Below are 21,447 nucleotides of genomic sequence, written 5' to 3' on the forward strand. Positions count from 1 at the left end.
GGACGTAGTAACGGTGGCCCGTTGACGGCCCCGAATAGTGCATACTGTTCAATGGGTCCTGCACCTGCTGTTCCAAGGTCCATGCAATTGCTGTTCAATGGTGCCTGTAGGTTTGTGCGGTAGACGGGGTGTGGCGCAGCTTGGTAGCGCATCCGCTTTGGGAGCGGAGGGTCGCAGGTTCAATTCCTGTCACCCCGACAAGAGAAGCCGGATCCAATTCGGATCCGGCTTCGATCAAGGAATCACCGCCGGGTCGCCCGCTAGTCGGTGGACCAGACATACGGTGATCCAGGCAGACGATGATCCAGACAGCAAGGTAAGACCACCAAAAGGAGCATGTCCCGTGAAGAGCACCGTCGAGCAGCTCAGCCCGACGCGAGTCCGTATCAACGTTGAGGTGCCCTTCGAGGAGCTCAAGCCTGATTTCGACCGCGCCTACAAGGCTCTTGCTCAGCAGATCCGCCTTCCGGGGTTCCGCCCGGGCAAGGCTCCCGCGAAGCTGCTCGAAGCTCGAGTCGGACGAGGGGCTGTGTTGGAGCAGGTCGTCAACGACGCCCTGCCCACTCGCTACTCCGAAGCGGTCTCCGCGGAGAACATCAAGGTCATCGGCCAGCCCGATATCGAGATCACCAAGATCGAGGACGGCGAAGAGCTCACTTTCACCGCCGAGGTCGACATCCGTCCCGAGATCGTCCTTCCGGACTACTCGACCATCGATATCACGGTCGATCCTCTCGAAATCACTGACGAAGCGGTAGACGAGCAGCTGTTGTCGCTGCGTCAGCGCTTCGGCACGTTGACCGGTGTGACTCGCCCCGTGCAGTCCGGAGACTTCGTCTCGATCGACCTCTCGGCGACAGTCGACGGCGAAACGGTCGAAGAGGCTTCGGCCAGCGGTTTGTCCCACGAGGTCGGCTCCGGCCAGCTCATCGAAGGCTTGGACGATGCCATCATCGGAGTCTCGGTGGACGAGTCGAAGGACTTCACTTCTACGCTCGTTGCAGGCGAATTCGCAGGCAAGGAAGCTGTCGTCACGGTCAAGGTCGTCTCCGTCAAGGAGCGCGAACTTCCCGAGGCCGATGACGAGTTCGCCCAGCTCGCCAGCGAGTTCGACACCCTCGAAGAGCTGATCGCCGATCTGAAGACTCGCGTCGAACGAGTCAAGAAGGTCGAGCAGGCCGGTCAGATTCGCGACAAGGTTCTCGAGACGCTACTCGAGACCCTCGAGATCCCGGCTCCGGAAGCTGTCGTCAAGGCCGAGGTCGATTCCCAGCTTCATGAGGCCATTCACGGACTCGACCACGACGAAGCCAAGCTCGCCGAGATGTTGGAGGCGCAGGGCTCGAGCCGTGAAGAGTTCGACAAGGACGTCAAGGAAGCTGCCGAGAAGTCGGTGCGCACGCAGTTGCTCCTCGATGCAATTGCCGAAGCAGAACAGACTCAGGTCGGTCAGGACGAGCTCACCGAGCGGATCATCTTCCAGGCGCAGCGCTACGGCATCTCGCCCGAGGAGTTCATTCAGCAGGTGCAGCAGGCCAATCAGCTCGGCGCCATTTTCGCCGACGTTCGTCGCGGCAAGGCTTTGGCCTCCGTTGTCGACCGCGTCAACGTGACCGACACAGCCGGTGCGACCGTGGATACCGCAGAGCTTTTCGGCAGCCCCGCCGACGAGGATGAGCCTGCAGCAGGCGATTCTGCCGAGGGTGAACAAGACAAGTAACGCTTACAGCGAACGACGGCGGTTCCGGGACTCCGGAGCCGCCTTCTTTCGTTAGTGTCTGTATCAGGAACCAACGATCGTATGGAAAAGGCAGGTACCGTGACTGTTCAGAATTCGGCGGCTTCGCGTCAGCAGAGTCCCGTCATGACTTCGGCCTCCTCCGGCCTTAATCTCAGCGACTCCGTGTACGAGCGTCTGCTTCGCGAGCGCATCATCTTCCTCGGTACTCAGGTCGACGATGACATCGCCAACAAGCTGTGTGCTCAGATTCTCCTTCTGTCCGCTGAGGACGCCACCCGCGACATATCTCTTTACATCAACTCTCCCGGTGGCTCCGTCACCGCGGGCATGGCGATCTTCGACACCATGGAATTCGCCGAGTGCGATGTAGCTACCTACGGAATGGGTTTGGCTGCATCAATGGGGCAGTTCCTGTTGTCGGCAGGCGCCAAGGGAAAGCGCTACGCACTCCCACACGCCCGGATCATGATGCACCAGCCCTCGGCCGGTATCGGCGGTAGTGCCAGTGACATCGCCATCATGGCCGAGCAGTTCGCGCACACCAAGCGTGAAATGGCCGAACTGATCGCGCTGCACACCGGCCAGACCGTCGAGCAGATCACCGAAGACTCCGATCGTGACCGCTGGTTCACTGCGCAGGCGGCAAAGGAGTACGGGTTCGTCGATCATGTCGTCAGCCGTGCTCGGCAGGCCGGCGGAATCGGCGACTAGATCCGCCCGGACCGGCGATCCCTCGATCACTTACATCTTGGAGAAACGATGACAAACCTGTTCGATCCCAATCAGATGCCGTCCTCGCGGTACATCTTGCCTTCTTTCGTCGAGCACTCCAGCTACGGCATGAAGGAATCCAACCCGTACAACAAGCTGTTCGAGGAACGCATCATCTTCCTCGGCGTCCAGGTCGACGACGCGTCGGCGAACGACGTCATGGCGCAACTGCTCGTGTTGGAAGGTCTCGATCCCGATCGTGACATCACGATGTACATCAACTCGCCCGGTGGTTCGTTCACCTCGCTGATGGCCATCTACGACACCATGCAGTACGTGCGCGCGGACGTGGCGACGGTATGCCTCGGACAGGCAGCATCGGCTGCGGCCGTGTTGCTCGCCGCAGGTACACCGGGAAAGCGTGCCGCTCTGCCGAATGCGCGTGTGCTGATTCACCAGCCATCGAGTGGTGGAATTCAGGGTCAGGTCTCGGACCTCGAGATTCAGGCTGCAGAGATCGAACGCATGCGTCGTCTCATGGAGACCACACTCGGCAGGCACACAGGTAAGGATCCCGACGTCATCCGCAAGGACACCGATCGTGACAAGATCCTGACCGCCGCGCAGGCCAAGGATTACGGAATCATCGACACGGTCTTCGAATACCGGAAGTTGTCGGCACAGAAGTAGTACGAACAGGTATCTTCGCGAGACCTTTTGTTGTCGGGCGTAGGCCACGCTCTTCTACGTCCGACAACCCGAGGTAGCACGAACGTTCACACGCTTCGACTGGTGCCGACCAGCAAGAAGTTCGGGTCGGAAGAAGTCGGGCAGCGAATCACCGGAAACCTCTCACCCATGGTCGTCGAACACGGGTACGGTCGCTTCAGGGCACGAACGAGTTGTGGATCGAGAAGTTGCCGACGATTGGATCGACATCGTGATGGTGTCCACCGGCCGCACGCGAACAAGGAAGTAGGAACCTCGAATATGGCACGCATCGGTGACGGCGGCGATCTGTTGAAGTGCTCCTTCTGCGGTAAGAGCCAGAAGCAGGTGAAGAAGCTCATCGCGGGGCCTGGGGTGTACATCTGCGACGAGTGCATCGACCTGTGCAACGAGATCATCGAGGAAGAGCTCGCGGAGTCGAGCGAGGTCAAACTCGACGACCTGCCGAAGCCTGCCGAGATTCGCGACTTCCTCGAGAACTACGTGATCGGTCAGGACACTGCCAAGCGCACGCTGGCTGTGGCCGTGTACAACCACTACAAGCGCATCCAGGCCGGAGACAAAACTCGCGATTCGCGGGGTGAGACCGTCGAGTTGGCCAAGTCCAATATCTTGATGCTCGGACCCACGGGATGTGGCAAGACGTACTTGGCTCAGACACTGGCGAAAATGCTCAACGTGCCGTTCGCAATCGCGGATGCCACAGCGCTGACCGAGGCAGGCTACGTGGGTGAGGATGTCGAGAACATCCTCCTCAAGCTGATTCAAGCTGCGGATTACGACGTGAAGCGTGCCGAGACCGGCATCATTTATATCGACGAGGTCGACAAGATCGCGCGCAAGAGTGAGAATCCGTCGATCACTCGGGATGTGTCCGGTGAGGGCGTGCAGCAGGCGCTCCTGAAGATCCTCGAGGGAACCCAGGCGAGTGTGCCTCCGCAGGGTGGTCGCAAGCACCCGCACCAGGAATTCATTCAGATCGACACGACCAACGTGTTGTTCATCGTCGCCGGCGCTTTCGCAGGCCTCGAGAAAATCGTCTCGGACCGTATCGGTAAGCGCGGACTCGGATTCGGTGCCGAGGTTCGGTCGAAGGCCGAACTCGACACCCAAGACAACTTTGCCGAGGTCATGCCAGAAGACCTGATCAAGTTCGGTTTGATCCCAGAGTTCATCGGGCGTCTCCCGGTTGTCGCCTCGGTGACCAATCTGGACAAGGAATCCCTCGTCACCATTTTGTCGGAGCCGAAGAATGCGCTGGTCAAGCAGTACAGTCGGCTTTTCGAGATGGATAACGTCGAGTTGGAGTTCACTCAGGACGCTCTCGAAGCTATTGCTGATCAGGCAATTCTGAGAGGGACAGGTGCCCGTGGACTCCGCGCCATCCTCGAAGAGGTGCTCAACCCGGTGATGTTCGACATTCCGAGCCGCGACGACGTCGCCAAGGTCGTTGTGACCTCCGAAACCGTCAACGACAACGTGTTGCCTACGATCGTTCCACGCAAGCCGGAACGTCCTGAGCGCCGCGACAAGTCCGCGTAGTTCGTACATGCACGAGTCAAGCCCCGATCACCTGATCGGGGCTTGACTCGTCTGCAGCTCGGCCGGTGCAATTTCAACGCAGGATGCGCTCGGTATGGGAGTAGAGATTCATGTTCTCTCCGCGAAGGAATCCGACGACCGTGAGTCCGGACACTTCCGCGAGATCAACGGCAAGCGAAGACGGCGCCGATACTGCCGCAAGAATCGGGACGCCGGCCATGACTGCCTTCTGCGCCAATTCGAACGACGCCCGAGCGCTCACCATCAAGATGTGACCTCGCAACGGTACGAGTCCTTCGCCGGTCGCCCATCCGAGTACTTTGTCGACGGCATTGTGCCGACCCACATCCTCGCGGACAACGAGGACTCGACCGTCGCTGTCGCACAACGCTGCGCCATGCAGGCCACCGGTTGTGTCGAAGACCTTCTGAGCCTGACGCAAACTGTCGGGCAGAAGTGCCAACACCTCGGACTTGACGCGGACGGCATCGTCGGCAGGGGAGTACACGGTCTTCGAACGGACGGCGTCGAGTGAGCTCTTTCCACACACCCCGCACGAGGAGGTCGTATAGAAATTGCGTTCCACACCAGGAGCAGGCGGTGCGAGGCCCTCTGCGAGTTCGATGTCGAGCACGTTGTACGTGTTCTGTCCGGTGTCGTCCACGCCATCGCAGTAGCGCGCGACCCGGATGTCCTCACGGCTGGTGATGACGCCTTCCGTCAGCAGAAAACCATGTACGAGTTCCACGTCGTGCCCGGGCGTTCGCATGGTGACGGCCAGTGCGGTGCCGTTCACCCGGATCTCCAACGGCTCCTCTACGACGAGGGTGTCCGGGCGGGAGGTCTCGACCCGCCCTCTCAGTCGAACCACTGGCCTGCGGGTGGTGATGCGTCCCATCGGTCAAGCACTTCTCGCGAGATGGTTCATTCCTCGATTGTGCCCTCTCGGCGGCAGACCTCGGGCTACCCCCGTCTCAGCGCGGCCACCAGTGCCAGCATTCGTGGATGGTCGACGAGGTCCTCGACCCAGACGGCCTTGCCGTTGTGGTCGGCCAGTGGAATGCGCCAATTCTCGTACTGCGTCTCGTCGGTGCCGGGCTGGTTTTGAATTCTGTTCTCGCCCACTGCGTCCACGAGTGCAACTCCCAGCAAGAGCGAAGGGGTCCGAACGATGAGCCGATACAACGCTTCGATCGACTCTTGCTCGGAGGCACCTGCGCCGAGCAGACCTCGCTCACGGGCGAGATCGAGCACTGCCTCCCGGCTTGCGGTGTCCTGCTCGATCTCGGCGTCGAGATCTCGTTCGAGTAGTCCGAGCCGATCGCGAAGGGCGATATGTTCGCCCTTCAGATACCCGAGGGTGGGCGGGAGGTCGTGTGTGGTGACCGACGTCAGGCACAACGTGCGGTAATTCTCCGGTGCAATCGGCTCGCCGTTGACTTTCTCGAACCACAGAATCGAGGTTCCGAAGAGTCCGCGTTGGCCCAGATATTCCTGTACACGTGGTTCGAACACTCCTAAGTCCTCGCCGACGACCACAGCCCCAGCACGCTCGGCCTCGAGGACGAGAATTCCGATCAAAGCCTCGTAGTCGTAGTGGACGTATGCCCCTTCGCCTGGGGTAGCGGAACCCTCGGGAATCCACCAGAGTCGGAAGAGTCCGAGAATGTGGTCGACGCGTACGCCGCCGGCATGACGAAGCACCGTTCTCAGCATGTCGCGGTACGGCGCGTAGCCCAGTTCGCGGAGTCTGTCCGGATTCCACGGCGGCTGGTTCCAGTTCTGGCCTTGCTGATTGAAGTTGTCCGGTGGCGCCCCGACGGTGACTCCTGCAGTGAGCGCATCGCCCAAAGTCCAGGCGTCGGCTCCCTGTCGATGTACCCCGACGGCCAGATCGTGCATGATCCCGATGTCCATTCCGGACGCAACGGCGACTCGCTGCGCCCGGTCGAGCTGCTCGTCGCAGATCCACTGCAACCATTTGTGGAAGTCGATACGTTCGGCAAGGTCCCTGCGCTGGCTGGTGGCGAAGTCGGTACTCGGATGCGCTGCCGTGCTCGACCAGACAGGTGAATCAGGACGATATTTTTCAGCCAGCGCGCACCACAGGGCGAAATCGTCGAGACCCTTTCCTTCCCTCGCGACGAACGCATCGAAGTCGTTCTTGCGTGCCGCGGAACGCTCGACGCGATGAATGCGCTTCAAGGCACGGAGTTTCGCACGGAAGGATGGGTCGCGGTCGATGCTGCGGGTGCGCTTGTTCGCCTTGACGAAATTCCGAGCAGACTCGCGAACCTTGGCGTACTGATCACGGCTCAGGTACGCAGTTTCCGCAATGTCCTCTACCCGGATGTACATGGGATCGAAAAAACGCCTCGTCGTCGGTAGATAGGGGGATGCCTCCACCGGTGGAGCGGGACGTTGGGCATGCATCGGGTTGACGAGGAGATAGTCGAACCCATGGGTTCGACCTGCCACGGCAGCGAGGTCGGCGAGGTCGGCATAGTCACCGACGCCCCAGGAGCGGTTCGAGCGAATGGAATACAACTGCGTCAGCAGACCCGTTCGCTGTGTACGGGTCAAGGCATCGTTGGTCGAGAGTCTCTTCGGTGTCACCGCAATCGGGCACTGCGCCGTCGTTGCATGTTCGGAATCAGGCGTACTCACCGCAGTCAGCGTGTGCCAGCCGAGAGCAATGTCGCCGGGTATGTCGAACGTGGCGCGGCCGACTGGGGCACCGTCGATGTCGCGTGGTTCGACCCAGATCTGGATCTGCTGCAGCGGAACCAGATCTCCGGTTTCCGTCGTGATCGTAACGGTGACGGGATCCCCATGGGGCACATGGATTTCCACGTGTTGCGGCTCACCGAAAATCGTCACGACGACCGGTGGGACCATGCGGCGCCATGGTGCCTCGTCGATATCGACGAGGGACTGGGCAACGTCCGCTTCGGTCTCGGCGGCGATGCCACGTGCTCGGAGTATCTGCTCCAGCGTCTGCTCGGATACTTCGTGCTCGGTCTGATCCCAGCCTCGATAGGAAGTCGAGATGCCGGATCTTTCGGCGAGTTCGGCCAACTGCGCTGTGTAGTCCACAGCTTGATCGTGCCAGTATCGACAGCTCACGTCATCTGCTGACACCGCAACCGCCGCTCGACGCATGAGACGGAGCGCCGACCCGGTGCGCCCCGCCGTCGGGTTGGTCGTCGTTCAGCGTCCAGGTCTGTGTCGCCGTGGTCCCGAAATCGACCGGCGTGGGAGATGAAGCAACTCGCAAGGATTGAACTCGGAGGACCCGGGTACTCTGACTCCGGCCGATGTAGTTGCGTTCCTAAGGGGCCACATGACTTCGACCGACACAAACTTTTGGACGACTGATAGGGAGAGCGGATGACTGGCGTCGGCAAGATCGAAGAGCTGGAGCGAAACTCTGGCGCGCCGGTCGAGCTGCGCGTAGTCGCGGACGCCGAGCAATTGCCGGTAGTACGTGCGGTTGCCGAAACGCTTGCGGTCCTTGGTGATTTCACCCTCGACGACATCGCCGACATCAAGTTGGTAGTCGACGAGGTGTGCTCGGAACTGATCGCTGGGGCGCTACCCGGTGCAGAGCTCACCTGTGCATTCACCGTGAGTGACGTCGGCATTCGGATTTCTTCGAGTTCGGTCCTGGTTGCCGATCAGGTGCCGAAGTCCGATAGTTTCGGCTGGCACGTTCTACAGACATTGACCGATTCGATCGCGATGAGCGAGCAGTCCACACAAGAGGGAACGTCCGTCTCGGTGGACGTGGTCAAGCGGAGGAGCAACACCTAGTGCCTGCGCCGTACGAAAAGACCGCGCGGCGTCAGTCCGACGACTACAGCGAAGTAGTCCCTCTCATCCAAGAGATGCAGTTGCTGGACAAGGACTCACCGCAGCGGCAGGTTCTTCGCGACCGCATCATCACTCGGTGCCTTCCTCTCGCAGAGCACATTGCGCGACGCTTCGGTGGCCGCGGTGAAGCCCACGAGGATCTACTTCAGGTCGCCAGACTCGGTCTCGTCAATGCCGTCGACCGATTCGACATCGAACGTGGATCCGACTTCGTTTCTTTTGCCGTTCCGACCATCATGGGTGAGGCGCGGCGGTACTTCCGAGATGCTGGTTGGTCGGTACGAGTCCCGCGCCGGATGAAAGAGCTCAACTCGATGATCTCGGGAGCGGTGGGTTCGTTGTCGCAGAAGCTGGGCCGCGCTCCGACGGCAAGTGAGATAGCCGAGGAACTTGGCATCGATGTCAAGGAAGCGTCGCAGGCTCTGCTGGCTCGCAGCGCTTATCAGACTGTGTCCGTCGACTCGGTGGTGAGCGAAGATCGCTTGCCACTGATGGACACGCTCGGCGACTACGATCCGGAACTAGAGAAGATGGAAAGTTACCTCACCGTACGACCAGCGCTCGAGAAACTGCCGGAGCGTGAGCGGCAGATCGTAATTCTGCGATTCTTCGGTTCGATGACGCAGACACAGATTGCCGATCGTATGGGCATTTCACAAATGCATGTATCGAGAATTCTGTCGAGAACTCTGAGCCAACTGCGCGAGGAACTCGGGCCGAGCTGACCTCGAGTCCGCCGCGCGCCGTAGCATCGGTCGACGATGTCTTCAGCCTCGAGGAGTGCCCAGGTGCAACCCGCAGTAGCGACAGTGTTCGACGACCTGGATCGATACGTGGCGACGCCGCGGGTAACGGACATGGCTACGTCCGTGGACGGATCGAGGGTAGTCGTCGTCGTTTCCCGGCTCGACACCGACAGAGCGGTCTATGTCGGTGCCCTCTGGGAAGTCGACGTCGAAGGTTCGGCACCGGCCCGCCGCTTGACGTGGAGCGAACACGGTGAGAGCGGTCCCGCTTTCTCCGCTGCCGGGGACCTCTATTTTCTGCGTCGAACGTCACAGGACGACGAGTCGTCAGCGGTGTGGTGCCTACCCGCTGGTGGCGGTGAGGCCCACGTCGTCTCGAAGCGAGGTGCGGGCTTTTCCGGCTTGAAAGCAGCGACCCGTTCCCCCCGTTTCGTGGCGACGTCCGATGTCATGCGCTCTGCCGGGACCGAAGAGGAAGACGAGCGGCTTCGTCAGCTGCGTAAGGACAAGAAGGTCGGCGCAATACTGCACGCCGGTTACCCCGTTCGTCATTGGGATCAAGACCTCGGACCGGCGACTCCGCATCTCTACGTCGGTGACGGCGACGGCGACGCCCGTCGGGTCACCCCTGCCGCCGAAGGAGCTCTTCACGAAGCGTCCTACAGCATCAGCGCCGACGGTTCGTTCGTCGTATCGACCTGGACTGTTCGAGGAGCCCTGGCAACGTCGCGCACTGTGCTGGTCCGAGTCGATCTCGACACCGGAACGCGCACCACGATCGTCGACGACGACGGTGCAGATCTTGGTTCGCCGTCGATCTCACCGGACGGTTCACGAGTGGTCTTTGTCCGTGAATCGTTGTCTACGCCCGAACAAGCACCTCGAATGACACTGCAACAGTACGTATTCGAAGATCGCACGGTGTCCGATCTGGCCCCTGAATGGGATCGGTGGCCGTCGAATCCGGTGTGGTTGTCCGACGGCACCGGAGTGTTGGTGGTTGCCGACGACCGCGGTCGTGCCCCGGTATTCCTGGTGCGCGACGGCGCGGCCACCCCGGTGACCACCACCGATTCCGCGTACAGCCACCTCCATGTGGCGTCGACCGGGGTCGTGTTCGCGTTGGAGGCGTCGTATCGGCAACCTCTGCATCCGGTTCGGATCGATATCGAGTCGGGTGCCGTGCATCCGTTGACACTCCCGGACCCGCTACCGACGCTGCCTGGAACACTGACCGAGGTCGAGACCATAACCGAGGACGGTCGACATGTTCGAGCGTGGCTCGCCCTACCGGCCGATGCGTCGGAGTCGGCACAGGCACCACTGCTGCTCTGGGTGCACGGTGGGCCGCTGTCCTCGTGGAACACGTGGTCGTGGCGTTGGAATCCCTGGGTGATGGTCGCGCAAGGGTACGCGGTGTTGTTGCCGGATCCAGCGCTGTCAACCGGCTACGGCCAAAGTTTCGTAGATCGTGGCTGGGGGCGGTGGGGCAAGGAACCGTTCACCGATCTGATGGCCGTCACCGATGCTGCTGCCGCGCTCGAAGAGGTCGACGGCACACGCACCGCAGCGATGGGCGGATCGTTCGGCGGATACATGGCGAATTGGATCGCCGGCCACACCGACCGTTTCGATGCGATCGTCACCCACGCCGGCCTGTGGGCGCTCGATCAGTTCGGTCCCACCACCGACGCCGCGTACTACTGGCAGCGCGAGATGTCACCCGAGATGGCTTTCGAGAATTCACCGCACTTGTATGTCGCGGACATCGACACCCCGATGCTGGTCATTCACGGAGACAAGGACTATCGCGTACCCATCGGTGAAGGCCTTCGCCTGTGGTTCGAGCTGCTCAGTGAATCCGGACTGCCCACCGATGACGAAGGAATGACCGACCATCGGTTGCTGTATTTTCCGTCCGAGAATCACTGGGTCCTCGGTCCACAGCACGCCAAGATCTGGTACGGGGTCGTGCTGTCGTTCCTTTCCGAACACGTGCTCGGAATCGAGACGGAGATCCCCGAGATATTGGGCTGACCGGGCACCGGCAGTGGGGCCGGTAGTGGGCCTGTCGGTATCGAATCGGTTGACAACTAGAATCGACCGGTGACCAGTTCAGTGCCAGAGAACCCAGCCAACCCTGCCGACGCCCAGGACCGCAGCGTCGGTGGCGACCCAGGCGGATTGCCGAAGAGCTGGGACCCGAGCGCGGTAGAGGCCGAGCTGTATCAGGGCTGGGTCGACGCCGGATACTTCGAAGCCGACGCCACGAGCGACAAGCCTCCGTATTCGATCGTGCTTCCCCCACCCAACGTGACGGGAAGTCTGCACATGGGTCACGCGCTCGATCACACGTTGATGGACGCGTTGAGCCGTCGTAAGCGCATGCTCGGATTCGAAGTCCTCTGGCTACCTGGGATGGACCATGCGGGTATCGCGACGCAGACCGTGGTGGAGAAGCAACTCGCGGCCGAGGGAAAGACCAAAGAAGACTTCGGCCGGGAACTCTTCATCGACAAGGTGTGGGACTGGAAGCGTGAGTCCGGAGGCACCATCGGCGGCCAGATGCGCCGCATCGGTGACGGCGTCGACTGGTCTCGCGAGCGCTTCACGATGGACGACGGCCTCTCGAAGGCGGTTCAGACCATCTTCAAGCGAATGTTCGACGACGGCTTGATCTACCGGGCGGAGCGGCTGGTCAACTGGTCTCCCGTGCTGCAGACAGCCATTTCCGACATCGAAGTCAAGTTCGAGGACGTCGAAGGCGAGCTCGTTTCGTTGCGATACGGCTCATTGAACGACGACGAGCCCCACGTCATCGTCGCTACCACTCGCGTCGAGACGATGCTCGGTGACACTGCGGTGGCAGTTCACCCGGACGATGCCCGCTACCAGCATCTACTCGGAACGACGCTCGAGCACCCGTTCACCGGCAGACAGATCCCGATCATCGCCGACGACTACGTCGATCCCGAATTCGGCACGGGCGCAGTCAAGATCACCCCTGCCCATGATCCCAACGACTTCGAGATGGGTCTGCGGCACAACCTGCCCATGCCCACGATCATGGACAAGGCAGGTCGGATCGCCGACACCGGAACCGAGTTCGACGGCATGGACAGGTTCGAGGCCCGCGTCAAGGTTCGTGAGGCGCTGGCCGAGCAGGGACGCGTCGTTGCGGAAAAGCGTCCTTACTTGCACAGCGTCGGACACTCCGAACGCAGCGGTGAGTCGATCGAGCCGCGACTGTCGTTGCAGTGGTGGGTCAAGGTAGATGGGCTCGCAGCCGCCGCAGGCGATGCAATTCGCAACGGCGACACGACTATCCATCCGGCGAGTCAGGAGCCCCGCTGGTTCGCGTGGGTCGACAACATGCACGACTGGTGCATTTCGCGTCAGCTGTGGTGGGGTCACCGCATACCTATCTGGTACGGCCCGAACGGTGAGACGGTGTGCCTCGGCGCCGACGAAACGCCGCCCGAGGGTTGGGTGCAGGATCCCGACGTCCTCGACACGTGGTTCTCGTCCGGGTTGTGGCCGTTCTCCACTATGGGTTGGCCCGATGCGACCGATGAGCTCGCCAAGTTCTACCCCACCAGCGTGCTGGTCACCGGCTACGACATTCTGTTCTTCTGGGTCGCCCGCATGATGATGTTCGGCACCTACGTCGCGTCCGATCCGGCACTGGGTTCGGGGGAGGCCGGCAGTAAGGTGCCGTTCAAGGACATCTTCCTGCATGGGCTCGTACGTGATCAGTTCGGCAAGAAGATGTCGAAGTCCAGAGGAAACGGCATCGATCCACTCGACTGGGTCGACCGCTTCGGGGCAGATGCGTTGCGTTTCACCCTCGCTCGCGGTGCAAACCCGGGTGCTGACCTGTCGGTCGGTGAGGATCACGCGCAGTCCTCACGAAACTTCGCCAACAAGCTGTTCAATGCGACCAAGTTCGCCCTGATGAACGGCGCTGCGCCCGCACCACTTCCGGCGCGAGCGGAACTGACGGACGCCGACCGGTGGATTCTCGATCGCCTCGACGAAGTACGCGCCGAGGTCGACGTCGCATTCGAGCGCTACGAGTTCAGCAAAGCCTGCGAGGGGTTGTACCACTTCGCGTGGGACGAAGTATGCGACTGGTATTTGGAGATCGCCAAAGTGCAGTTCGGCGATCCCGCACAGGCTGATTCGACTCGCACCGTGCTCGGCAACGTGCTCGATGCGCTGCTGAGGCTCTTACATCCGGTCATCCCATTCGTCACCGAAACGCTGTGGAAGGTATTGACCGGCGGCGAGTCGATCGTCATCGCGTCGTGGCCCACCCCTTCCGGAGACGTCGCGGATGTGGTTGCTGCACAGCGTGTTGCAGATATGCAAAAGCTCGTGACCGAGGTTCGACGCTTCCGTAGCGATCAAGGTCTCAAGCCGTCGCAGAAGGTCGGCGCGAGGCTCGTCGGGATCGCCGACGCCGATCTGTCCAACCAGGTTCACGCCACTCGTGCTCTTGCACGACTGATCGAACCTGCCGAAAATTTCACCGTTACGGCCTCCGTGGAGGTTCGACTGACGAAGGCGACGGTGACGGTCGAACTCGACACTTCGGGAACCGTCGACCTCGTCGCCGAGCGCGCGCGATTGGTCAAGGACCTCGCCGCGTCCGAGAAGGAACTGACACAGACGACGAGCAAACTGAGCAACGAGGCGTTTCTCGCCAAGGCCCCGGACGCCGTGGTCGACAAGATCAAAAGCCGACAGCAGATCGCGGTCGAAGAGATTGCGCGAATCAATGCCCGGCTGGAAACGATGGGGCAGTAGTGACCGAATCCTATTCAGCTCCTTCCCGGCCCAGTCCGGTGGACATGGCCGAGCTGGCGCTTGTCGAGGCGGAACTGGACAAGCGGTGGCCCGAGACGAAGATCGAGCCGTCGACCGCGCGGATTGCGGCATTGATGGACCTTCTGGGGTCACCGCAGAAGGCGTACCCGTCGATCCATGTTGCCGGTACCAACGGTAAAACGTCGGTGACCCGCATGATCGATGCCTTGCTGACGCATTTTCATCGCCGAACCGGCCGGACCACCAGTCCGCATCTGCAATTGGCGACCGAACGGATCAGCATCGACGGCATCCCGATCTCGCCCCGGCTGTACGTGGACACCTACAACGAAATCGCCCCGTTCGTGGAGATGGTCGACGCGCAGTCCGAGGCCGCAGGCGGACCGCGTATGAGCAAGTTCGAGGTCACCACTGCCATGGCGTTCGCGGCATTCGCGGAAGCGCCGATCGAGGTCGGCGTCGTGGAGGTCGGACTCGGTGGTAGATGGGACGCCACCAACGTCGTAGACGGTGAAGTAGCCGTGATCACCCCGATCGATATCGACCACGTCGAGTTCCTCGGGGGCGATCTCGGCGGAATCGCCAAAGAAAAAGCCGGAATCATCAAGAAGGCACCGGAGCGACTCGTTCCGCGAGACACCGTCGCCATCCTGGCCGAGCAGAAGCCCGAAGTTGCCGAAGTGCTGTTGCGCGCCGCGGTGGAAGCCGATGCCGCCGTCGCCAGGCAGGGTTCGGAATTCAGGGTGCTCGCACGTCGGATCGCTGTGGGCGGCCAACAACTCGAGTTGCAAGGTCTCGGCGGGGTGTACACCGATATCTTTCTACCGCTGCACGGAGAGCATCAGGCGACGAACGCATCGTTGGCGCTCGCCGCGGTCGAGGCGTTCTTCGGCGCGGGCTCCGATCATCAACTCGACGTGGACATCGTTCGAGCGGCATTCGCGTCGATCGTCATTCCTGGCAGGCTCGAACGCGTGCGCAACGCTCCAACAGTGTTTCTCGACGCGGCACACAACCCACACGGGGCCAGAGCGCTTGCTGCGGCTCTCACCGACGAATTCGACTTCCGCAAACTGGTCGGAGTCGTCAGTGTCATGGGGGACAAGGATGTCGAGGCCATGTTGACGGTGCTCGAGCCGGTATTCGACGAAATCGTCGTCACGCACAACGGATCACCACGAGCGATGGACGTCGAGGAACTCGCAGGCCTGGCCGTCGCGAAGTTCGGCGACGAGCGCGTGGTCGTCGCCCCGACGCTCGCCGACGCGCTCGAGACCGCCATCGGGCTCGCCGAAGAAGTTGCAGATCCCGGTGAGGCTGTCTCGGGTGCCGGGGTGATCGTCACCGGATCGGTAGTCACCGCCGGAGCAGCACGAACATTGTTCGGAAAGGAGCCCGTATGAGTGAGACAGGGGAGGGCGGTAGCGAGTTCAAGCCGCCGGCAATCGACCCGTGGAAAGGCTTCCGCGGAGTCATGGCAGGGACCCTCGTTCTCGAGGCCATCGTTGTTTTGCTCGCGTTACCCGTCGTGTCGACAGTCGGCGGCGGCCTCGGCTGGTTCTCTACGTTGTACCTGGTGGGGATGGCCGTAGCGTTCATCCTTGCCGCAGGTATGCAAGGACGACCGCAGGCAATGCAGATCAACCTCGCGCTTCAGGTGTTCGTTCTGCTCGGTGGGTTCATCCACCTGTCGATCGCAATCGTGGGAGTGGTGTTCCTCGCGGTGTGGATATATTTGCTGTACCTACGGCGGGACATCACTCGCCGGATCGAACGCGGCATGCTCAGAGGTCAGCGAGACTGAGTCCCGGGCCTGTCGGGCATGGACACTCCGCGGTGGGTCTGAGCGTAGGTCGTCGGGGTCCGTCCACTACTGTCTACTTTCGTGACCGAGCGCACCCTTGTACTGATCAAGCCAGATGGAGTTGCCCGCCGATACGTAGGCGAGATTCTCGGCCGAATCGAGAAGAAGGGATTGAGTATCGCAGCACTGGAACTCAAATCCGTCTCACTCGAGCTGGCCGGCGCTCACTACGCCGAACATAAAGACAGGCCGTTCTTCCCTGCGCTACTCGAGTTCATCACCTCTGGACCCGTCGTCGCCGCAGTGTTGGAGGGACCGAGAGCTATTGCTGCGTTCCGTCAGATCGGGGGAGGCACCGACCCGGTCGAGAAGGCGGTTCCAGGAACCATCCGCGGCGATCTCGCCCTCGACGGTCAGCAGAACCTCGTGCACGGATCGGACTCCGTCGAGTCCGCCGAGCGTGAGATCGCGCTGTGGTTTCCAAGCCTTTCCTGATTCTCTACAGCCCTGATCGGGTTCGCCCGCCATGCCGCCGACTACAAGATCGGAGCGGCGTGGCGGGTTCGCTTCACCCGGTGTGGGATACTCGTGAAGGTTGCTTTCACAACACACGCTTCACCTCTACAAGTTTGTTCTGTAAAAAATTTTGCCGTTACCAGTTTGTGCAACACCGAACACGAGCGTCACGCCAGTGCCGTTCTCGTGAAAGTAACCGGATGACACCCGCAGTGCGATGCCCGTCATCGCTGCCGATCACGTAGGAAGACCTCCCACGCGTCGGCATGCTTGATGATCAGGCGCTCGGACTCGGGACACCATAGCCATCCAGCCAGGCACCGTGCATCCGTACGCCGACCACTCGCTGTGGACGGTGCACTCCGTGCGGAGCGCGACTTACGATCTGGCGTCAAACCGACGTCAGCACACTAGGATTGCTCTCGCGTGGCCGCGTCGCACCAGCTTCGACTCAGGTGGACGCGCCCGGGGGCCCGAGGAGACTTACGTGGCCGACCAAGCCCCGCCCGAAGAAGTACGGAATTCGAACTCAGGAAGTTCGGTCGATGACCAATCGTCATCCAGCCGAAGTCCGGCGTTCCCCGAGCGCCTCCGAGTGCATGCACTCGCGAAGATTCTCGGCGTCACCAGTAAACAGGTACTCGCCAAACTAGGTGAGCTCGGAATAGAGGCGCGCAGCGCACAGTCCAGCCTTGGACGCGACGTCGCCGAGACGGTGTATTCCTCGTTCTCACCTGCGACCGAGGCGCCGGCTGCACCAGTCGAAACGGCCGCCCCGATCGTGGTCGAGCCTGTGCCTGCTGTCGAAGTTCCGGCCGTGGACAGTCCTCCCGCACGCCCTGCGTTCGCGATTCCGGTGTTCCTCCAGCCGGAAGCGATAGTCGAGGCTCCCAAGCGTCGACGAAGCCGGAAAGCAGCAGGTCCTGCCGCTGAGCCCGCGTCGACGCCCGTCGTCGAAGAGTCATCGGGTCTCGTCGCCGATCCGGTCATCGAGCCGGACAAGGCTCCCGTTCGCGGTAAGCCCGTTGTCGAAGCCGCCCCGGATGTAGCTGCTGACACATCCGAACTATCGGACACAGTCGACAGCTCGGACACCTCCGAGGACGCCGACAACTCGGACGACAACGAAGATCAGTCGCAGCCGAGGCGGCGTCGGCGCGGTCGCCGTGGTCGTGGCCGCGGACGTGGGGAACAGTCTGCGGACGGCAGTTCGGACGACGATTCGGACGATGCCACCGAAAGTGACGACGATTCGAGTGAGGACGCAGCGTCGTCATCCTCGGACACGCGTTCGTCCGAATCCGAAACTCCCGTATCCGGCTCCACTGAATCCGACACCACTGAATCCGACACCGCTGAATCCGACGTAGCAGACTCCGAGAGTGCCGATTCCGACACCTCGGAAAGCGATTCCGAGAACGAGGACAAGCCTGCAGGCGAGCGTCGTTCACGTCGCCGTAGTCGTAGTCGTTCGAACGCCAGATCCAGCGATACCGACGATGCCCAGAAACAGGCTTCGGATACGGAATCGGAAGAGTCTGTAGATTCGCCGGTCGACTCCGCCGACGACAACGACAACGACGACGAGGATTCGTCCGACGGCTCGAGTCGTCGACGCCGCAGACGTCGTCGTCGCCGCAGCAGCACCGGTGACGCCTCGTCCGAGTCCACCGAGACCGAGGACGACCCACCGAACACCGTCGTGCACGAGCGCGAGCCGCGGAACAAGTCCCGCAGCAAGGACGAGGTCCAGGGGATCACCGGCTCGACCCGACTCGAAGCGAAGCGTCAGCGCCGTCGCGACGGACGTGACGCCGGACGCCGACGGCCACCGATTCTCACCGAGTCGGAGTTCCTGGCACGTCGTGAGTCGGTCGACCGCGTCATGGTCGTCCGCGAGAAGTCATTCCCCGACAACGGTGTGACCACTCAGGTCGCCGTTCTCGAAGACGGCGTATTGGTCGAGCACTTCGTCACCAGTAGTGCCTCTGCGTCGATGGTCGGCAACGTCTACCTCGGCCGCGTGCAGAACGTACTGCCGAGCATGGAAGCTGCATTCATCGATATCGGCCGTGGCCGTAACGGTGTCCTGTATGCCGGAGAGGTCAATTGGGACGCAGCAGGCCTCGGTGGCAACTCTCGCAAGATCGAACAGGCGCTCAAGCCGGGCGACCAGGTTTTGGTGCAGGTGAGCAAGGATCCGGTCGGGCACAAGGGGGCACGTCTGACGACTCAGCTCTCGCTCGCGGGCCGCTACTTGGTCTATGTACCCGGTGGCAGCTCGACGGGTATCAGCCGCAAGTTGCCCGACACCGAGCGGAAGCGTCTGAAGGAAATTCTTCGCGACATCGTTCCCCCCGAGGCCGGGGTGATCATCCGTACCGCAGCCGAAGGCGTCAGTGAAGAAGAGCTCGCGCGGGACGTGATCCGTCTGCAAACGCAATGGGCGACCATCGAAGAAGCGTCGGCCAAGGCGGAAACAGGCAAGGGTTCTCAACCGCAGGCGCTGTACGAGGAGCCGGATCTGCTGGTCAAGGTTATCCGTGACCTGTTCAACGAGGACTTCGTCAAACTTGTCATCGAAGGTGACAAGGCCTGGGACACGACGTCCTCGTACATCGAGACGGTAGCGGCGGACATGCTGCACAAGCTCGAGCGCCACATCGCCGAGCCCGGTCGACCGGACGTCTTCGAAGCGCACCGGGTCGATGAGCAGCTGGCCAAGGCACTCGACCGAAAGGTCTGGTTGCCGTCCGGGGGCACGCTCGTCATCGATCGCACCGAAGCGATGACCGTGGTCGACGTCAACACCGGCAAGTTCACCGGTGCAGGCGGCAACCTCGAGGAGACCGTGACGCGGAACAATCTGGAGGCCGCCGAAGAGATCGTCCGCCAAATGCGTCTCCGCGACATCGGCGGAATGATCGTGGTCGACTTCATCGACATGGTGCTCGAGTCCAATCGCGACCTCGTGTTGCGTCGTCTCACCGAGTCCCTCGGTCGTGACCGGACGCGCCACCAGGTGTCCGAGGTAACTTCACTCGGGCTCGTTCAGATGACGCGTAAGAAGATGGGCACCGGTCTCATCGAAGCGTTCTCGACGACGTGCGAACACTGCCAGGGCCGGGGGATCATGATTCACCCGTACCCTGTCGAGGCGAAGACCGATGACGGCTCGCGATCCTCCTCACCGCGCTCCGATTCGAGTACGCCGCGAAAACGGCGCGGTCGCGACAAGTCCGACAACGACAAGTCAGACAACGACAAGTCCGACAACGACAAGTCCGACAACAGCAAGTTCGACAATGTGTCCGACAATACGAACGGTTCTGCGCCGAAGGCCCAACCCGAGGCACACGAGCACACACCGGACCCGTCGGTGAAGCGTGCACACCCCGTGGCTCTGGCCATGGCTGCGCATCACGACGATGTTGTCGATGATGTCACTCCGGCCGAGGTGCTCGATGCACACTCGGAGCCGAGTTCGTCCTCGCAGCCGGAGATCATCGATGCCGCCGAGGTGGCTCGTGTGCAGGGCAGGGACACCGAGGCAGCATCGACCGGGTCAGCGGCAACCGAGGTACAGCCGGATCCCACGGTCCCGGAGAACGCTGTCGAGGAGACTGCGGACCCAGTTGTTGCCGAGGAGTCGCCGGAGCCTGTCGTGAAAGCGCGTCGTGGTCGCCGTGTTGCTCGTAAGGCGGCAGCACCGACGGCCGAAACTCCCGAAGCTGCTGCCGTGTTCGTGATTCCGGCTACACACGAGGAGCCGACAGCCCTGCCGGAGCCTGCGGTGACGGCAGCCGTCGAACCGGTGGCCAGTGCTCCCACCACGGACGAGGTGCCCGTGAAGAAGCCTCGCCGACGTCGGGCAGCGGCACGCCCGGCAGGGCCACCGGTAGACGCGGATATGTGAGTCGACGGGCAGTTTGACCACGACTGCCCGTCTGCCGTAACCTGACAAGGTCGCTGCCGGTGACAATTTTCTGCTGTGCCTCGACGGCCTTTCGGTCGAGTGCGGCGGCGGACGCACCCGGTGGCAAGTAACACCGCACGAAATACCGCAAGAATCACATGCACGATCCAGACCAGTCGCGTTGCCATGGGCAATGCGAGCAAGTTCGAAGAAGCAAGGGGTAGCCCTCCGATGGCAACGTACGCGATCGTCAAGACCGGCGGAAAGCAGTACAAGGTCGCTGTTGGTGACCTCGTCAAGGTCGAGAAGATCGAGGGAGCGCTCGGCACTGCTGTCTCGCTTGCTCCGGTCCTCGTCGTAGACGGATCCGATCTGACCACCGACGCCGACAAGCTGGCGAAGATCTCGGTAACCGGTGAGGTCGTCGAGCACACCAAGGGTCCGAAGATCCGCATCCACAAGTTCAAGAACAAGACCGGCTACCACAAGCGCCAGGGACACAGGCAGAAGCTCACTGTCCTGAAGGTCACCGGCATCAAGTAACCAGGTCTGTTCAGTACTGACTTTTCAGCGCTGACATTCACCCCGAGGAGGGTATGCAACATGGCACATAAGAAGGGTGCATCAAGCTCCCGTAACGGTCGCGATTCGAATGCTCAGCGCCTCGGCGTCAAGCGTTTCGGCGGCCAGACCGTCAGCGCAGGCGAGATCCTGGTTCGTCAGCGCGGCACGCACTTCCACCCCGGCGTGAACGTCGGCCGTGGTGGCGACGACACGCTGTTCGCTCTGTCCGCAGGCGCAGTCGAATTCGGCGCCAAGCGTGGACGCAAGACCGTGAACATCGTTCCGGTCGCAGTAGAGGCCTAGTCTCCGCTGCACAATCTGCGTCGGATGGTTTTCGCAAGGCTCACGCCGCGAAAATCTCGACGCGCTCGAGCTCGACGATGAGGGTGGACCAGGGTGAAAATGCCCGGTCCGCCCTTATCGTATTTGTGGGCATAAAAATATTTCGGTCGCACACTCGACCGAGGAAGGATCG

At 61.6% G+C, this 21,447-nt stretch carries 16 protein-coding genes and 1 tRNA gene; 15 read left to right on the top strand and 2 right to left on the bottom strand.

The window, feature by feature from the left end; all coding sequences use genetic code 11:
• Window positions 1–124 precede the first annotated feature (124 nt).
• From BJI47_RS16465 to clpX, 5 genes are all read left to right on the top strand, one after another.
• Window positions 125–198: transfer RNA gene (locus BJI47_RS16465), tRNA-Pro, on the top strand.
• A gap of 145 nt (window positions 199–343) precedes the next feature.
• Window positions 344–1,720, top strand: a complete 1,377-nt coding sequence (tig, locus tag BJI47_RS16470; protein ID WP_176224914.1) for a trigger factor — start codon at window positions 344–346, stop codon at window positions 1,718–1,720.
• Window positions 1,721–1,801: 81 nt separating this feature from the next.
• Window positions 1,802–2,452 carry an ATP-dependent Clp protease proteolytic subunit gene (locus BJI47_RS16475; RefSeq protein ID WP_084344654.1) on the top strand — a complete coding sequence of 217 codons (651 nt, stop codon included), beginning with the start codon at window positions 1,802–1,804 and terminating at the stop codon, window positions 2,450–2,452.
• 48 nt (window positions 2,453–2,500) lie between these two features.
• Window positions 2,501–3,142 (top strand): ATP-dependent Clp protease proteolytic subunit, encoded by a 642-nt coding sequence (locus BJI47_RS16480; protein ID WP_084344656.1) that lies wholly within the window; start codon window positions 2,501–2,503, stop codon window positions 3,140–3,142.
• 300 nt (window positions 3,143–3,442) lie between these two features.
• Entirely contained in the window at window positions 3,443–4,723 is a 1,281-nt protein-coding gene (gene clpX / locus BJI47_RS16485) for an ATP-dependent Clp protease ATP-binding subunit ClpX (RefSeq protein WP_088944840.1), read from the top strand.
• A gap of 73 nt (window positions 4,724–4,796) precedes the next feature.
• Here the strand turns inward: clpX and fdhD are convergent, their stop codons facing one another.
• On the bottom strand, window positions 4,797–5,621 hold the full coding sequence (fdhD, locus tag BJI47_RS16490) for a formate dehydrogenase accessory sulfurtransferase FdhD (protein WP_088944741.1): 825 nt from the start codon (window positions 5,619–5,621) through the stop codon (window positions 4,797–4,799).
• Window positions 5,622–5,686: 65 nt separating this feature from the next.
• Window positions 5,687–7,819, bottom strand: coding sequence for a 4-alpha-glucanotransferase (gene malQ, locus BJI47_RS16495; RefSeq protein ID WP_088944742.1), 2,133 nt, complete (start codon window positions 7,817–7,819; stop codon window positions 5,687–5,689).
• Window positions 7,820–8,113: 294 nt separating this feature from the next.
• Between malQ and BJI47_RS16500 the strand changes: the two genes are divergently transcribed.
• From BJI47_RS16500 to rpmA, 10 genes are all read left to right on the top strand, one after another.
• On the top strand, window positions 8,114–8,536 hold the full coding sequence (locus tag BJI47_RS16500) for an anti-sigma factor (protein ID WP_088944743.1): 423 nt from the start codon (window positions 8,114–8,116) through the stop codon (window positions 8,534–8,536).
• The gene (locus BJI47_RS16505; RefSeq protein ID WP_088944744.1) at window positions 8,536–9,321 is read left to right on the top strand and encodes a SigB/SigF/SigG family RNA polymerase sigma factor; all 786 of its coding nucleotides are present in this window, start codon (window positions 8,536–8,538) and stop codon (window positions 9,319–9,321) included. Before BJI47_RS16500 ends, BJI47_RS16505 begins: the two co-directional genes overlap by 1 nt.
• A gap of 132 nt (window positions 9,322–9,453) precedes the next feature.
• Window positions 9,454–11,379 (top strand): alpha/beta fold hydrolase, encoded by a 1,926-nt coding sequence (locus BJI47_RS16510; RefSeq protein ID WP_254900654.1) that lies wholly within the window; start codon window positions 9,454–9,456, stop codon window positions 11,377–11,379.
• Between the two features lie 69 nt (window positions 11,380–11,448).
• Window positions 11,449–14,151, top strand: coding sequence for a valine--tRNA ligase (locus BJI47_RS16515; RefSeq protein WP_088944746.1), 2,703 nt, complete (start codon window positions 11,449–11,451; stop codon window positions 14,149–14,151).
• A 44-nt stretch (window positions 14,152–14,195) separates the two neighbouring features.
• A complete protein-coding gene (locus tag BJI47_RS16520; protein WP_088944841.1) occupies window positions 14,196–15,575 on the top strand; it encodes a folylpolyglutamate synthase/dihydrofolate synthase family protein in 1,380 nt (459 codons plus the stop codon).
• The gene (locus BJI47_RS16525) at window positions 15,572–15,976 is read left to right on the top strand and encodes a DUF4233 domain-containing protein (RefSeq protein ID WP_088944747.1); all 405 of its coding nucleotides are present in this window, start codon (window positions 15,572–15,574) and stop codon (window positions 15,974–15,976) included. Before BJI47_RS16520 ends, BJI47_RS16525 begins: the two co-directional genes overlap by 4 nt.
• Window positions 15,977–16,057: 81 nt before the next feature.
• Complete coding sequence (gene ndk, locus BJI47_RS16530; RefSeq protein ID WP_084344669.1) at window positions 16,058–16,471, top strand: nucleoside-diphosphate kinase; 414 nt, start codon at window positions 16,058–16,060, stop codon at window positions 16,469–16,471.
• Between the two features lie 508 nt (window positions 16,472–16,979).
• A complete protein-coding gene (locus tag BJI47_RS16535; protein ID WP_088944748.1) occupies window positions 16,980–20,408 on the top strand; it encodes a translation initiation factor IF-2 N-terminal domain-containing protein in 3,429 nt (1,142 codons plus the stop codon).
• A 231-nt stretch (window positions 20,409–20,639) separates the two neighbouring features.
• Window positions 20,640–20,951, top strand: a complete 312-nt coding sequence (gene rplU / locus BJI47_RS16540) for a 50S ribosomal protein L21 (protein ID WP_084344673.1) — start codon at window positions 20,640–20,642, stop codon at window positions 20,949–20,951.
• A gap of 60 nt (window positions 20,952–21,011) precedes the next feature.
• The gene (gene rpmA, locus BJI47_RS16545; protein ID WP_072802495.1) at window positions 21,012–21,275 is read left to right on the top strand and encodes a 50S ribosomal protein L27; all 264 of its coding nucleotides are present in this window, start codon (window positions 21,012–21,014) and stop codon (window positions 21,273–21,275) included.
• The last annotated feature ends 172 nt before the right edge of the window (window positions 21,276–21,447 follow it).

Origin of the sequence: Rhodococcus sp. 1168 (assembly GCF_002091955.1) — a bacterium.
In the GTDB taxonomy this organism is placed as follows: domain Bacteria; phylum Actinomycetota; class Actinomycetes; order Mycobacteriales; family Mycobacteriaceae; genus Rhodococcoides.